The following is a 14164-nucleotide window of genomic DNA, read 5'->3' on the forward strand; positions in this document are numbered from 1 at the left end:
TTCGCAATCACCCGGTGCGGGTGCGGCGAGGGCGGGGCTCGGGCTCTCAGGCCGACGAGAGTGCCAGGTCGCCCGTATTGCGCCGCACGCAGAATTTGCCGCCCTGCTTGCCGCTGTACATGGCGGCGTCCGCGAGCTTGAGCAGACCCACAGCGTCATTGCTGTCATGGGGCGCAATGGCGTAGCCAATGGTTAGCCCCACCTCGACCTGCACGTTGTTGCCCAGCGAGAACGGCGAGCGGAACGCGTCCAGCAGCTTGTTGCCCAGCTCCTGCGCTTGCTGCACGCTGCTCAGGTGGCCGGTCATCACCACAAACTCGTCGCCCCCCAGGCGCGCCACCACGTCGCTTTGCCGCACGTGGCCTTGCAGACGCCGTGTCACCGCGATCAGCAGCTCGTCACCCACGTCGTGGCCATGCTGGTCGTTTACCGGCTTGAAGCCGTCGAGGTCCATCACATAGACCGCCAGCAGCTTGTCGGGGCCACAGCGAGAGAGCGCGGACGACAGCGCAATACTGAGCCCGCGCCGGTTGGGCAGGCCGGTGAGCGGGTCGGTATGGGCCAGTGAATGCATCACATCGCGTTCGCGGTTCGCGTCGAGCGCCTCGCGGCGCAGCGCCTTCGTGCGCAGGCCCAGCACGCGCATGAAGAGAAGCATGTCCAGCGTGGCGCCAAACTGGAAGGAATGCAGCGTCCAGAAGTTGACCGGCACCCAGCCGTTGATGACCCCTATGACCGTGGCGGTGGCAATGAAGTAGATCAGCCAGGCCAGCAGCAGACTCGTGCCCACACCGTCGCCCCGCACGGCCCGGCGCGCAGCGCCCGGGATGCCCATCAGCGCGGGCACCAGGCCCAGGACGCTCACGATGGCCGTGACGGCGCGCGTGGAGATGGCGTCCACCGCGTAGGCCAATGCCAGCACCGCGCACAGCACGGCGCCGCCGCGCATGATCTTCAGGAACCGGCTGCCGGGCCGGTCGCCCGCCAATGCCTGGCTGATGAACAGGAAAGACCCGCAGGTGGCCAGCAGCGCCGCCAGCCCCGCCACATGCGTCTCGTACCAAAGGTTGTCGCTCCACAGGTACTGCCGGCCCACCCCAAACAAATGCAGCGAGAACAACAGGCTGCCCGACGTGAGCAGCGCATACTGGATAAACAGCGGCTCGCGCAGGCTGAGCCACTGCGCCACGCTGTACACCAGCAGGCACAGGGCGAGGCCGGTGAGCACGCCCTGAAGCATCTGCTCGTTCACGGCCTTGCTCAGCATGGCTGCGGGCGTGTGGAAGGCGATCGGCAGGATCATCGCGCCGCGGGTCTGGATGCGGACAAGCAGTTCGTACTCCAGGCCGGGCAGCAGTTGCAGCGGCACTGCGTGCGAGCGGCTTTGCAGCGGTCGCTGTGCATACGGCTCCAGGCTTCCCAGCGTGGCGCGCTGGGCCACGCTGCCGCCGGTCGTGAGGTACACGTCGATGTGGTTCAGGTCGGCATGGTTGAGCTCCAGGATCCACTGGCTCTCCGAAGCGGCCGGAACCGCAAACGGAATGCGCAGCCAAACCGCGTCGGACCGCATTCCCAGCGTCGCTCCCACGCTGGGCGGCAGGGCAAACTGGTGGCGCCGTGCCATCACGTCTTCCACCGTCAGTGCCAGGCTGGGGTCTACCAGCAGGGTGGCCGCAGGCCAGGCGTCAATCGTGCCTCGTTCATCGTTCAGCACCAGCGGTGCCGCCTGCGCCTGGGCCACGGGGCAGGCCAGCAACGCCCACAACAGTGTGAGCCAGGTCAGGGAGCGCAGCCAGAGCCGGGTCGGCATGGAGGAACAGCAGGGAAGGCAGGTGGGTGTTGCAGGCCAGTATAGGCGGCGCGGCGCTGTGGGGACCGGGAAGGAAGGCCTCATGGATGCAACGCTTTCAGGAGGCCAGGGCCCAGGGGCTGCTGTTGCGGCGAATGCAGTGCTTGCCTTCCTGCTTGCCCGCATACATCGCGGCGTCGGCCAGGCGGATCAAGTCCTGGGGCTCGCGGCCGTCCGTGGGGGCCAGCGCGTAGCCGATCGTCAGCCCAACGCGCAGCCGCAGGTGGCTGAGGATGAAGGGCGCTTCAAACGCCCTCAGCAGGGCGCGGCCCAGCTCTTCGGCGTCCTGGGCCGTGGGCAGGTGGCGGGCCATGATGATGAACTCGTCGCCGCCGAGCCGTGCCACTACGTCGGTCTGGTGGCGCACATTAGCCTGCAGCCGGTGCGCCACGGCCACCAGCAGGTCGTCGCCGACGTCGTGCCCATGCACATCGTTGATGGGTTTGAAGCCATCGAGGTCCATGAGGTAGACCGCGACCAGGTTGTGGGGCGCACACGATTCCAACGCCTGCTGCAGCGCGTTCTGCAAGCCGCGGCGGTTGCTAAGCCCCGTCAGCGGATCGCTGTGGGCCAGCGAATGCATGAGGTCGCGTTCGCGCAGCGCCTCCTGGGCCAGCGCGCGCTGTGCGTTGGCGCGCAGCCCCATCACCCGCAGGAATAGCAGCATGTCCACCGTGGCGCCAAACTGGAACGAGTGCACCGTCCAGAAGTTGGCGGGCACCCATCCTTGTACCAGACACACCATGACGGCGGCGGCAATGCCATACGCGGCCCAGGCCGCCAGCAGGGTGGTGCCGATGGGGTCTTTCTGCCGCACGCGCCGCAGGGCGGCGGGTACGCTGAGAAGCGAGGGCAGCGGCCCCGCCAGGCTCATAAAGGCGATGGCGGCGGGCACGTTCACCCAGCCGAGCATCACACCCGCTATCACGGCGGCCGTGATGGCGGCGCCCGCACGCATGGTGCGCGCATACCGGCTGCGCGGGTCGTTCGACAGTGCAGCGCCCAGAAAGAGGAACGAGCCCGCCAGCGCCATCAGCCCCGCGATCAGGCCTGCGTACCGGGACATCCACAGATTGCCAGGCCACAGGAACTGGTCGCCAATGCCGAAGAACTGCATTGAAAATCCGGCGCTGCCCAGCACCACCAGCGCATAGAAGGCGAACAAGCGGTCCCGCTGCGTGGCCCACTGGATCAGGCTGTACATGAGCAGGAAGAAGGCCAGGCCGTTGAGCAGGCCCTGCAGCATTTGCTCCTGCAGGGCTGCGTGCATCTGCGCGGGCATTTCACCCAGTGTGACAGGCAGGATCAGCGGCCCGCTGGCCTGCACCCTGATCAACAGGTCGTATGGCTGCCCGGGTTGCAGGTCAAACGCCAGCGCGGGGGTGCGGCTTGCGATCTGCCGCTGTTCGGGCTGGCCGGCGCGCACCTGGTGCAGCACCCGTCCGCCACTCGCCAGGTAAATGTCGGCCTGCAGCGAGCTGTAGCCCAGGTCCACCATCCACGGCGTGCGCAACTTATCGCGCGCGATGAGCGGGATGTGCAGCCACATCGCCGTCTTGTGCACACCCAGCGATCCGCCACGGTGGGGAGGCGCCTCAAACTCGTCCAGCCGGTTCAGCATGTCTTCGACCGAGAGCTGGTAAGTGGGATCTGCTTTGAGCGTGATCGCCTCCCATGCATTGATCTGGGGCCTATCCGGCGTCAGCGCCAGGGGCTCCGCCGCCCGCGCGCCCCCTGACAGCCCCAGCAGAATCACCAGGCACAGCACGGCGGCAGCCTCACCCATGCGCGCGCGCAGGCGCAGGCCGCAGTGCAGGAAGAGCAGGGTGCGTGCCAGCAAATGCATGGGACGAAAGAGACCGCGCTCGCTCAGGGCGATGGGCTTGGCTGGCTGGCGTGCGGCGCTTGGGCATGTGCCGCCCGTGCTTGCGCCGCCTGCGCGTGGCCCGCCAAGTCCCTGCTCCAGCTGCCATGGGTGGTCAGGCGGTCTTCCAGTCGGTTGAGCCAGCGAGGGGCGTGGGGGTCGTCGCTCCAGCCGTGCACCACCTCGTCTACCTGGTTGAGCAGTTCGGTGGGCAGTTGCAGTGGGCGGGTCTGGCTCATCAGCACCCGGCTCATGAAGTGGTAGCCCAGCACCCGCGTGAGCGCACGCACGATGGAAAAACGCGGAAGCAGCAGGCGCACCATGGCATCCACGGCGCGGGCCAGCAGCAGCACGCCCCAGAAAAGCAGCGCCGAAAGCCAAGGCACGGGCCGGGTCAGACCCAGATCGTTTGCCGTGGCGCGCCCGCACAGGTAGCGCGTCATGAGCTCCGGGAAGGGCTTGACCACCGCCCACGGCAGGCTGTTTTCCATGGTCTGCATGAGGGCCCGCCCCAGGGCGGGGCGTGGGTCTGGCGTGACAGGCTCCGCGCGTCCGCGCGCCTGCATCCGTGCCATCAGGCGTTCTCCGTCGGCCATGGTGTCCACCATCAGCGACTTCTCGATGCCCAGGATGTGGCCCACCACGTTCCAGGCGTGCAGATACGCCTCTTCGTCCGCACGCGGCAGCGCAATGCCCAGGCGGCGCATGCTGCGCAGGAACACGTAGCCAAAGGTCAGCAGCGTGTAGGCCAGCTCTTCCTGGTTGCAGGGCAGGCCTTTGTCCTTGACGTTCCAGCCGCGGGCGTACAACGCCTTGTACAGGGCCTGGCGCCCGCTGCTCATGGCCGTGGCGTGGGGCGGCACGTGGCCGTCGCCGCCTGCCTGCAATTGCCCGACGGTGTCTTCAGGGTCGCCGCGCAGGATCAGATGGCGGATGGTGGCGTGGATGAGTCGCACCTTGAGCACCTGCGCCACGCCCGCGCCGCGCTGCGTGAGGCCGCCGTGCATCATCACCGGGAAGATCATCGCGGCGGTGGAGCGGATGCGGTATTCGGCGTTCTGCTCCAGTTGGCCCGAGGTGTGCAGCACGCTGGAGAGATCCGGCACGACATAACACTCGGGCAGGCTGGCGCAGAACAGCAGGATGCACGAGAGCGCGCCATGCTCCATGAAGATCTTCTCGGCCCTTTCGATCTTGCGCGCGTCTGCCCAGGGCGGTAGCACCTGGGTCTGCTGCACGTAGATGTTGAGCGCGTCGGCCATGGCCGTTGTCACCACGCCATCCACGGTCTTGCCGCCAATTTCGGCCTGCACCGGGCCGGGCACGGCCTTCCACTGGGCCAGGGTGGCGTTGTCCGTCCACTGCGTAAAGAGCACGCTGACGGTGTCCAGTGCGTCCCATTGCGGCTCATCGTCGGTGGCTAGCAGCGTGTTGATCGTGCGGTCGGCCAACGGGTCTGCATGCAATTGCATGGCGGCCAGTTCGCGGTCGGAGGGGGCAGCCCCCGAAACGGCGGTGGGAGATGTGCGATGGTTCGGGGTCATGCGCGGGCCTGCGTGGGTGACGAGGTCCAGCGCTGGTAGCCCGCCAGCGCGCACAGCAGCGGAATGCCCATGGCGAAGGGTGCGATCGAGCGGATTTCCACGGGGTTGCCCAGCAACATCTGAAAAATCATGTTGCTGCCATATAGCGCCAGTGGCACCAGCGCGTGCCGGCGCAAGAACGGGCTGGAGGGCTGCAGGGCGAGTTTGCGCACTGACAGGCGAAAGCCCATGATGATGACGAACGACACGAACATCCAGCCAAAAAAGCCCTGCACCGTTTCCCCGAACCAGGCGCCATCCGGTTTGGTCATGATCCAGGCCTTGAGGGTGTAGACCAGGTAGGGGTCGGCGCCCAGGTCGAACGCCGTGACGATCATCGCTGCCAGAAATGACAGCACGGCGGCATGGCCCAGGCCAGCGGTGCCGTCCACGGGGCTCTGCCAGACGATGAGGTTGGCAATAACGTAGCACGAATAGGTCAGCGAGAACCACATGAGCGGGATGACCATGGGCACATCGCCCAGTCGTGCACCCAGCACGTCGGTGTACGTGTACTCCCCGAAAAACCAACCGTGGGACGAGCCCATCTGTTCGGCGAACCAGCCAAAACACACCGCAATCACCACAAACTGCAGCGCGGGCCGCACACCCAGCAGGTGGGTGGCGCTGGCCCAGCAGCAGGCAAACATCACGACAGAAGCCACCACCAAAGCCATGGTGGTGTCGTTGTGCGTGCGAAACGCGGTGAGGATCAGGTAAACGGCCAGCAACACATAGCTCAGCTCGGGCAGGCGCGAGGCCCAACGGGACGGAGTGGACATGGTGGGTGTATCACGCTGTAACAATCCCCCAGTGTAGGGGATTGCATCGCGCGCGGCGAACACTGTTTGCGCATCTCCACACGCGAATTGACCGCACTTTTCCGGTGATCACCGTCGGTTGTTGCGTGTTAGTGGCGTTTGGTAGCTTGCGTGGATAGGCCTCCCGCAGGGTGCGGCGCCTCAGCCGCGGGTGGGTGGATGGTCGCCAGATTCAGCAGCGCCGCTTCAATGGCGGCGGCGGTGGCCTGCGGCTGCTCCATGGGAAACAGGTGGCTGCCGTCCAGCATCATGGTGCGGCCCTCGGTGATACGCAGTGTCATAGCCATGCCCACCTGCTTCATCTCGTCCGAATCCCGCCCGCCAATGAAGGCCGCGGGACACTGCAGCGGGTGCGTGCTCAGCAGCCGGCCCAGGTTGTGCGGCAGGGTGTTGTAGATGGCGGTTTCCACTGCGCGATCGAATCCCAGCACGCGTTTGCCCTCGTGGTCCTGCAGTCCGTGGGTGATGTAGTCCTGCAACACCTCCGGGTCCCACCGCGCAAAAGCCCTTTTCTTGCGGAAGTGATCCAGCGCTTCGTCGTTGTTGGCCCAGCTGAAGCGGCGCTGGCGGCTGACGCGACCCGGGGAGATGGAGCCCACCACCTGGGCCCGCTTGGCCACGCCCACCACGTTGGCCTTCCAGCCGCCAATGAGGGGGGAGTCGATCAGCAGCACGCCGCGCACCAGGTGCGGGTGGCGGGCCGCGGCCATCACGCTCAGGAAGCCGCCCAGCGAGTGGCCGACCAGGAACGCCGGCTCGCCCAGGCGCTCCACCTTCTCGGTGGCAAAGTCCGCCAGTTGCTGCACCAGATGCGGCCAGTTATTGGTGACAGGGTACCGGGGATCGTGGCCGTAACGCTCCACCGCATGCACGGCAAACCCGCGGGCCTTGAGGTGCCTGAAAAGAACGCGGTAGGTGCCCGCAGGAAAGCTGTTGGCGTGCGAGAAAACGATGGGAAGCATGGCGGGCGCTGGGGCGTGTCGGGGGCACAGGCTGCGACCGCCGGGCGGTGCACCCCGCGCGCGGGCTGGTTGGTCAGCCGGTCAGTCGGTCAGATGAGCCGGTCCGTCTGGTTGGTGATTTTCTTGAGCGGCTTGCTGCGCGCGGGGTTCACCATGATGGGCACGTCGGTGGAGCCGCCGGCCCACGCCGGGTCTTCGATGCTGTCGAACACCTGGCGCAGCTTCAGGCCCCAGTTGTCGTGCAGCATGCGGAAGTAGGGGTTGTGCTCGTCGATGCAGACGATCTTGTCGGTGGCAAAACGGTCGGCCTCGTACACCACCAGGTCCAGCGGCAGGCCCACCGACAGGTTGGATTTAAGGGTGCTGTCCATGGACACCAGCGCGCACTTGGCGGCCTCGTCCAGTGGAGTCTCGGGGGTGAGCACGCGGTCCAGCACGGGCTTGCCGTATTTGGATTCGCCCACCTGGAAGTACGGCGTTTCGGTGGTGGCCTCGATGAAGTTGCCGGCCGAGTAGACCTGGAACAGGCGCATGCCCTCGCCCTTGATTTGCCCGCCGAACACCATGGATACATTGAAGTCCACGCCCGACCGCTTGAGCGCCGCGCCGTCGCGCTCGTGCACATGGCGCACCGCCGCGCCCAGCACGCGGGCTGCGTCGAACATGCTCTTGGCATTCCAGATCGTGATGACTTCGCCGCTCTCGCCGTCTTTGATCTGCTCGGTCTGCAGGATCTCGCGCACAGACTGCGAGATGGACAGGTTACCGGCCGACAGCAGCACCATGAAGCGGTCGCCCGTCTTCTCATAGACCATCATCTTGCGGAAAGAGCTGATCTGGTCCAGGCCGGCGTTGGTGCGGGAGTCGGACAGAAAAACCAGCCCGGCATTGAGTTTGATGGCGACGCAATACGTCATGGAAAAGTGGGGTCACTGAAACAAGGGAACCCGCGAGTTTAGTGCCGTGCGTGGCCACGGGCCCCGGCAGGCGCGGCCTGCTGCTGGCGCGGCGCGCAGGGTGTAATATCAAAAAATGATAGCTTTCAGCGCTTGTTGGATAAGCGCTAGAGCCTGATTTTTATCATTTTCTGGTTCCTCTTTCGGATTTTCCGGGTCTCTGCCCGGTGCCGGGTCCAAGGGCTTTTTGCTCTGGCCCTGGGCGTGCCGGCATACAGACCTATCATTCGCCGCTTTGTATCTACAAGGGAATGTGGCGTGCTGACAGCAGGAATTTCACCGGACGCGGGCCGCACCCGCACGCTGGCGTGGCGCGCCATGCTCGTCAGCCTGTGGACTGCCACGCTGGTGGCCTGCGGCGGCGGCAGTGACCCCGCGCCGGGCGGCGGGCAGCCCGCCGAGCCGCCGCCCGCGCCCCAGCGTGCCGGCCAGCTGGAGTCTGCAGCCCTGCTGCGCAACATTCCAGTGCAGGACATCGCAGCCGCACTGGCGGCCAAGGAGTCTCTGGCCGAGGGCGTGGTGCCGCGCTACAGCGTGGTGGCCTACCGCATCGAGTACCTCACGTCCGACGCGGACGGCAAGGAAGTGCGCGCCTCCGGTCTGGTCAGCGTGCCCCAAAAGCCCGCAGGCGCAAGAAGCCCGGTGCTCAGCTACCAGCACGGCACCATCTTTCGCGACGCCGAAGCGCCCAGCAACAACGCAGTGGCGTCCGAAGTGGCGGTGGTGCTGGCGTCGCTGGGCTATATCGTCCTTGCGCCCGACTACGTGGGCTTTGGCGCATCCCGGGGCACGCCCCATCCCTATCTGCTGGCGCGCCCGGCAGCCGCTGCAACGGTGGACTTTCTGACGGCTGCGCGCACTTGGCGCGGGCAGGCCCAGGTGGCCGACAACGGCCAGCTCTTTCTGACCGGCTATTCCGAAGGTGGCTACGTCACCATGGCGGCCCACCGCGCATTGCAGGAGGGCGGGTCGCCCCATCTGCAGCAGCTGCGCATGGTGGTTCCCGGCGCAGGCCCGTACAACGTGCAGGCCACCATGGACGGCCTGGTGGATTTGGTGCGTCAGGAGCAGCCCGCGCTCGGCGCGCTGCTCAATCCCGGCTTTCTGCGCTACCTGGGCGGCAGCGTTCAGCGCGAAGTGCGCCGTCTGCTGCTGCGCGCGCTGATCCCCGGCGATGCGGACGTGGTCTACGACACCCGCTTCATCGACCGCTTTCTGGCGGACGACACGCGCTACCTGGCCGACAACAGCAATGTGTACGACTGGAAGCCCCAGGTGCCCGTGCGCCTGTACCACGGCCGCAACGACCGCACCGTGCCCTACGCCAGCGCGGTCAGCACCGTGCGCGCCATGCAAAATCGGGGCGCGGGCGATCTGGTCAGCCTGACGGACTGCCGCGCGCAGCCTGCAGGGCATCTGCAGTGCGTGCCGCCGTTCATCACCTACATGCTGGGGCAGCTTGCGCCCGTGGCGCAGGATTTGTGAGGGCGCGGGCCATGACGCTTCTGCCTTTCACCCACCGATTGCTGTCCGTGTTGGCACTGGCGGTGGCCGCGTCGGCTGCGCATGCGCAGTCCTATTGTGAGCGGCAGGCCTTCGACCCGGAGCTGCCCGTGGGCCTGGACGGCAAGTACGAGGTGGTGGGCAAAGCGGCCCGCACCGGCAAACCCTACGCGGGGCGTCTGTCGGTCGCGCTGGGAAAGGACTCGTACATCCTGCGCCGCACAGTGGGCGGGCGGCAAGTGCGCGGAGAAGGCTGGATCGAACTGTGCAGCCCCGACAGGTTCATGGTGCTCAGGGTGCAGTACCAGACGCCCAGGCCCGAGGCCGGCACGTTCATCTGCTATTTGCGCACCGGGGGCGACTTCGATTACCGGGTCAGCTGCACGGACTTTGACGGCAAGGCGCTGGAGGCGTGGTTCCAGCGCCCCTGACCGACAGGCTTACGTCGTCCCCACCATCTTCTTGAGCTGGTACAGCGCATCCAGCGCCTCGCGCGGGCTGAGCTGGTCGGGGTTGATTGTGGCCAGCGCCGCTTCCACAGGGCCGGCCCCCACGCCCTCCGGCGCAGGCGGGGTGGCGAACAGGTCCACCTGCAGGTCGTCCTCGCCGGCGCGTTCTTCCAGCGCGGCCAGCGCATGGCGCGCGTGGTGCAGCACGGGCGAGGGCATGCCCGCCAGCTTGGCCACCTGAATGCCGTAGCTGCGGCTGGCGGGGCCGGGCTGGATCTCGTGCAAAAAGACGATGTCCGCACCGCTCTCGGTGGCGCTCACATGCATGTTGATCGCGTGGCGCGCCTTGAGGGGCAGCTCGGTCAGCTCGAAATAGTGCGTGGCAAACAGCGTGAAGGCGCGGGTCTTGTCGTGCAGGTGCGTGGCAATCCCGCTGGCCAGCGCCAGGCCGTCGAACGTGCTGGTGCCCCGGCCGATCTCGTCCATCAGCACCAGGCTGTGCGGCGTGGCGGCGTGCAGGATCTGTGCGGCCTCGGTCATCTCCAGCATGAAGGTGGACTGCGCGTTGGCCAAGTCGTCCGCCGCGCCGATGCGGGTGTGGATGGCGTCGATGGGCCCCAGCCGGCAACTCGCGGCGGGCACATGGCTGCCCATGCTGGCCAGCAGCACGATCAGCGCCACCTGGCGCATGTAGGTCGATTTGCCGCCCATGTTGGGGCCGGTGATGACCTGCATGCGCGTGTTGGCGTTCAGCCGCGTGTGGTTGGCGATAAAGCTGCCGCTGGATGTCTCAGCCAGGCGGGCTTCGACCACGGGGTGGCGGCCGCCTTCGATCTCGATGCACGGCTCGGGCACGAACTGGGGGGCGCACCAGTTCAGCGTGAGCGAGCGCTCGGCCAGCGTGCACAGCACATCCAGCGTGGCGAGCGCCTGCGCCAGACGGGTGAGCGCCGGCACATGGGGCTGGAGCTGGTCCAGGATCTGTTCGTACAGCCATTTCTCGCGCGCCAGCGCGCGTTCGCTGGCCGACAGGGCCTTGTCCTCGAACGCCTTCAATTCTGGCGTGATGAAGCGCTCGGCGTTCTTCAGCGTCTGGCGGCGGCGGTAGTCGTCAGGCACGCGGTCGAGGTTGCTGCTGGTCACTTCGATGTAGAAGCCGTGCACCTTGTTGAACTGCACGCGCAGGTTGGCGATGCCGGTGCGGGCCTTCTCGCGCGTTTCCAGTTCCAGCAGAAAGTCGTCGCAGTTGGTCTGGATGGCACGCAGCTCGTCCAGTTCGGTATCAAAGCCGTTGGCGATCACACCGCCGTCGCGCACCAGGGCCGCGGGCTCTTCGGCAATGGCGGCGCACAGCAGGGCGGTGCAGCCCTCGGGCGGGTGAAGGTTGTCAAAAATTTGAGCCAAAAACGGCTCTGGCGCTTGTGCAGAAAGCGCTAGCAGCTCTGATTTTTGTAGCGTCTTGCACAGCGCCACCAGTTCGCGCGGGCGCACTTGCCGCAGCGCGATGCGCGCGGTGATGCGTTCCACATCGCTCACGCCCTTGAGTTCGCCGCGCAGCGTGGCCCAGGGGCCGCTGCCGCCGCCCGCGCCGCCGCTGCCCCGCAGGGCGGTGGTGGCTGCCAAGCGCTGGCGCGCCTCGGTGCGGTCGCGGCGGGGCTCCAGCAGCCAGGTCTTGAGCAGGCGGCTGCCCATGCCGGTCATGCAGGTGTCGAGCAGTGAGAACAGCGTGGGCGCGTCGTCGCCGCGCAGGGTCTTGACCAGCTCCAGGTTGCGCCGCGTGGTGGCGGGCAGGTCGATGAGGTCGTCATTGCGCTGCACCTGCACGCTGTGCACGTGGGTGAGCGTGCGGCCCTGCGTGTGTTCGGCATAGGCCAGCAAGCCGGCGGCGGCGGCGTGGGCCTCGCCAAGGTCCTGCGCGCCCCAGGCCTGCAGGCTGGCGGCGCCCAGGTTTTCGAGCAGCTTGCGCTCGCCCAGGGCGCTATCGAACTGCCAGTCGGGCCGGGGGCTCATGGGGCAGGTGAAGGCGCCGCCTTGGCGCAGCACCTGCAATTGCTGCTCGAAGCGTTCGGTCACGCCTGCGCTGTAGATCAGCTCGCTGGGCGCCACGCGTGCCAGCCACGCGCCGAGTTCGTCGTGTGCACATTCGGCCAGGAATACGCGACCCTGCGTCACGCTCAGCCACGCCAGACCACAGCGCACGCGGGGCGCCTGGTGCACGGCCATGAGCAGCGATTCGGACTTGTCGGACAGCAGCTCGGTATCGGTCAGCGTGCCGGGCGTGACCACGCGCACCACCTTGCGCTCCACCGGGCCCTTCGCCGCGCCCACCTCGCCCACCTGCTCGGCAATGGCCACCGACTCGCCCATCTTGATCAGGCGCGCCAGGTAGTTCTCCAGCGCATGGAAGGGCACGCCCGCCATCACCACCGGCTGGCCGCCCGACTGGCCGCGCTGCGTGAGCGTGATGTCGAGCAGGCGTGCGGCCTTTTCGGCGTCTTGCCAGAAGACCTCGTAGAAGTCGCCCATGCGGTAGAACAGGAGCGTCTCGGGGTACCCCGCCTTGAGCGCGAGGTACTGGGCCATCATCGGCGTGTGGTGCTCAAACGTGTCGGACATGCAGGGGAGGGGGCTTCTCACAACGAGCCGAGGACTGTAGCAGTTCGGTCACCGGGTTTCCCCTTGGAACCGTTACGCAGGTTTTTCCGAATTGTTACGTTTTGACATACTCTTACCTGTATGCTGGCGCATTGGCGTTGACCGCAGGCGCCGCCCTTTGCGAAGGCGTCTTTCCCAACCCCCGGATTCAAAGGTTTCAGAGCAGCTGTGATTTCATCCGAACTGTTGGCCGACCTTCTCGCCCCGGCGGGCGAGGGACTCATTGAGCCCATGGCACAGGCACGCCTGCAAGCGTTGGTCGATGCCGTCCCGGTGGCATTGATGGAGTTCCGGCTGCAGCAGGGGCGGTTGCAATTGCTGGCGGCCAACGCAGCTGCACGGCGCATGCCCGGCTTGGGCGCGGTGCGCAACCCTGGGGCCGATGCCAGCGATGTGTTCGACCTGCTGGCCAACACGCCGTTTGTGGAGCAACTGCACGGTGTGGTGCAGGTGGGCGTGCCGCTGGAGTGCCGCCAGGTCGTGCGTGAGCCGGGCCGCCTGCTGGTGGCCTGGGACCTGTCGGCCCGACGTGTCACCACCGACTGCATCGTAGTGACGGTGCGCGACGTGACCGAGGCGGAAACCTTGCGTACTGCCCTGAATACGTCAGAGCGCGCGCTGGAAGAAGCCCGCCGCGAACTGCGCGAGCAGACGGACGTTTTCAACACCATGGAAAGTCTGGCGCGGGCCGGGCACTGGCGCCGTATTGAGGACCCCGGCGAAACCGTGCTGTTGTGGTCTCCGGGCCTGTGCAACATCGCTGGCTTTGAGCAGCAGGAATGGGTCGATCCCGAGCGTGCTTTGAGCGGCATCCTTCCGGAGGACCGCCACGTCTTCAAGCGCGTGCGCGACCGTGGCCGGGGCCTGGACGTGGAGTACCGCTGGCGGCGCCCCGACGGCGAGGTGCGCTGGATGCGCTCGCGCGTGCAGCGCACGCTGCCGCGCGACGGAGTTCAAGTGGTCATGGGTGTGGTGCAGGACGTGACGGACGAGCACCGCGCGGCAGAACAACTGCGCGAGCAGCTGCTGTTCATTCAGCGCATCGCCAGCCGCATACCTGGCTTCATCTACGAATACCGCCTGCATGCCGATGGCGGCACCAGCGTGCAGTACATCAGCGACGCCGTGCGCGAGTTCATGGGTGTAGAGCCGCACGAAGTCACGGCCGACCATGGCGTGCTCATGCACCGGGTGGTGCCCGAGGACCTGCCTCAGGTCCAGCGCTCGGCCATCACCTCGGTGCGCAAGCTGGTGCCCTGGCAATGCGAGTACCGTGTGCGCATGCCCGACGGCAGCATCCGCTGGCACATGACCAATGCGATCCCGCACCGCGAGGCCGATGGTTCGGTGGTGTCCCATGGCTTCACCATGGACATCACCGACCGCAAACGCGCGGAACAGGAAATCGAACGCCTGGCGTTCTACGACGCCCTGACCGGTCTGCCCAACCGCCGCCTGCTGCTGGACCGCCTGCAACGCTCTATCGCAGCTTGCCAGCGCACCCGCGCCCAGGGCGCGCTGC

At 66.7% G+C, this 14164-nt stretch carries 10 protein-coding genes; 3 read left to right on the plus strand and 7 right to left on the minus strand.

What is annotated here, in order from left to right:
- Positions 1 to 46: 46 nt before the first annotated feature.
- From ACK4HJ_RS15390 to ACK4HJ_RS15415, 6 genes are all read right to left on the minus strand, one after another.
- Positions 47 to 1810 carry a diguanylate cyclase domain-containing protein gene (locus ACK4HJ_RS15390; RefSeq protein ID WP_409833186.1) on the minus strand — a complete coding sequence of 588 codons (1764 nt, stop codon included), beginning with the start codon at positions 1808 to 1810 and terminating at the stop codon, positions 47 to 49.
- 97 nt (positions 1811 to 1907) lie between these two features.
- A complete protein-coding gene (locus ACK4HJ_RS15395; RefSeq protein ID WP_409833187.1) occupies positions 1908 to 3695 on the minus strand; it encodes a diguanylate cyclase domain-containing protein in 1788 nt (595 codons plus the stop codon).
- Between the two features lie 23 nt (positions 3696 to 3718).
- Positions 3719 to 5257, minus strand: a complete 1539-nt coding sequence (locus ACK4HJ_RS15400; RefSeq protein ID WP_409833189.1) for an oxygenase MpaB family protein — start codon at positions 5255 to 5257, stop codon at positions 3719 to 3721.
- Positions 5254 to 6078 carry a carotenoid biosynthesis protein gene (locus ACK4HJ_RS15405; RefSeq protein ID WP_409833191.1) on the minus strand — a complete coding sequence of 275 codons (825 nt, stop codon included), beginning with the start codon at positions 6076 to 6078 and terminating at the stop codon, positions 5254 to 5256. Before ACK4HJ_RS15405 ends, ACK4HJ_RS15400 begins: the two co-directional genes overlap by 4 nt.
- Before the next feature lie 128 nt (positions 6079 to 6206).
- Positions 6207 to 7079 (minus strand): alpha/beta hydrolase, encoded by an 873-nt coding sequence (locus ACK4HJ_RS15410; RefSeq protein ID WP_409833193.1) that lies wholly within the window; start codon positions 7077 to 7079, stop codon positions 6207 to 6209.
- 89 nt (positions 7080 to 7168) lie between these two features.
- Positions 7169 to 7996: a peptidase gene (locus tag ACK4HJ_RS15415; protein ID WP_409833195.1), complete on the minus strand. Its 828-nt coding sequence runs from the start codon at positions 7994 to 7996 to the stop codon at positions 7169 to 7171.
- Positions 7997 to 8293: 297 nt separating this feature from the next.
- Between ACK4HJ_RS15415 and ACK4HJ_RS15420 the strand changes: the two genes are divergently transcribed.
- Both ACK4HJ_RS15420 and ACK4HJ_RS15425 read left to right on the plus strand, forming a co-directional pair.
- Positions 8294 to 9520 (plus strand): alpha/beta hydrolase family protein, encoded by a 1227-nt coding sequence (locus tag ACK4HJ_RS15420; protein ID WP_409833196.1) that lies wholly within the window; start codon positions 8294 to 8296, stop codon positions 9518 to 9520.
- An 11-nt stretch (positions 9521 to 9531) separates the two neighbouring features.
- Complete coding sequence (locus ACK4HJ_RS15425) at positions 9532 to 9969, plus strand: hypothetical protein (protein WP_409833198.1); 438 nt, start codon at positions 9532 to 9534, stop codon at positions 9967 to 9969.
- Between the two features lie 9 nt (positions 9970 to 9978).
- On the opposite strand, the gene mutS is transcribed toward ACK4HJ_RS15425, so the two are convergent.
- Positions 9979 to 12603 (minus strand): DNA mismatch repair protein MutS, encoded by a 2625-nt coding sequence (gene mutS, locus ACK4HJ_RS15430; protein WP_409833200.1) that lies wholly within the window; start codon positions 12601 to 12603, stop codon positions 9979 to 9981.
- 207 nt (positions 12604 to 12810) lie between these two features.
- On the opposite strand from mutS, the gene ACK4HJ_RS15435 reads away from it, so the two are divergent.
- A partial coding sequence (locus ACK4HJ_RS15435; protein ID WP_409833202.1) for a PAS domain-containing protein occupies positions 12811 to 14164 on the plus strand: 1354 nt, incomplete at its 3' end.

Source organism: Acidovorax sp. (assembly GCF_046294525.1).
Lineage (GTDB): Bacteria > Pseudomonadota > Gammaproteobacteria > Burkholderiales > Burkholderiaceae_C > Acidovorax.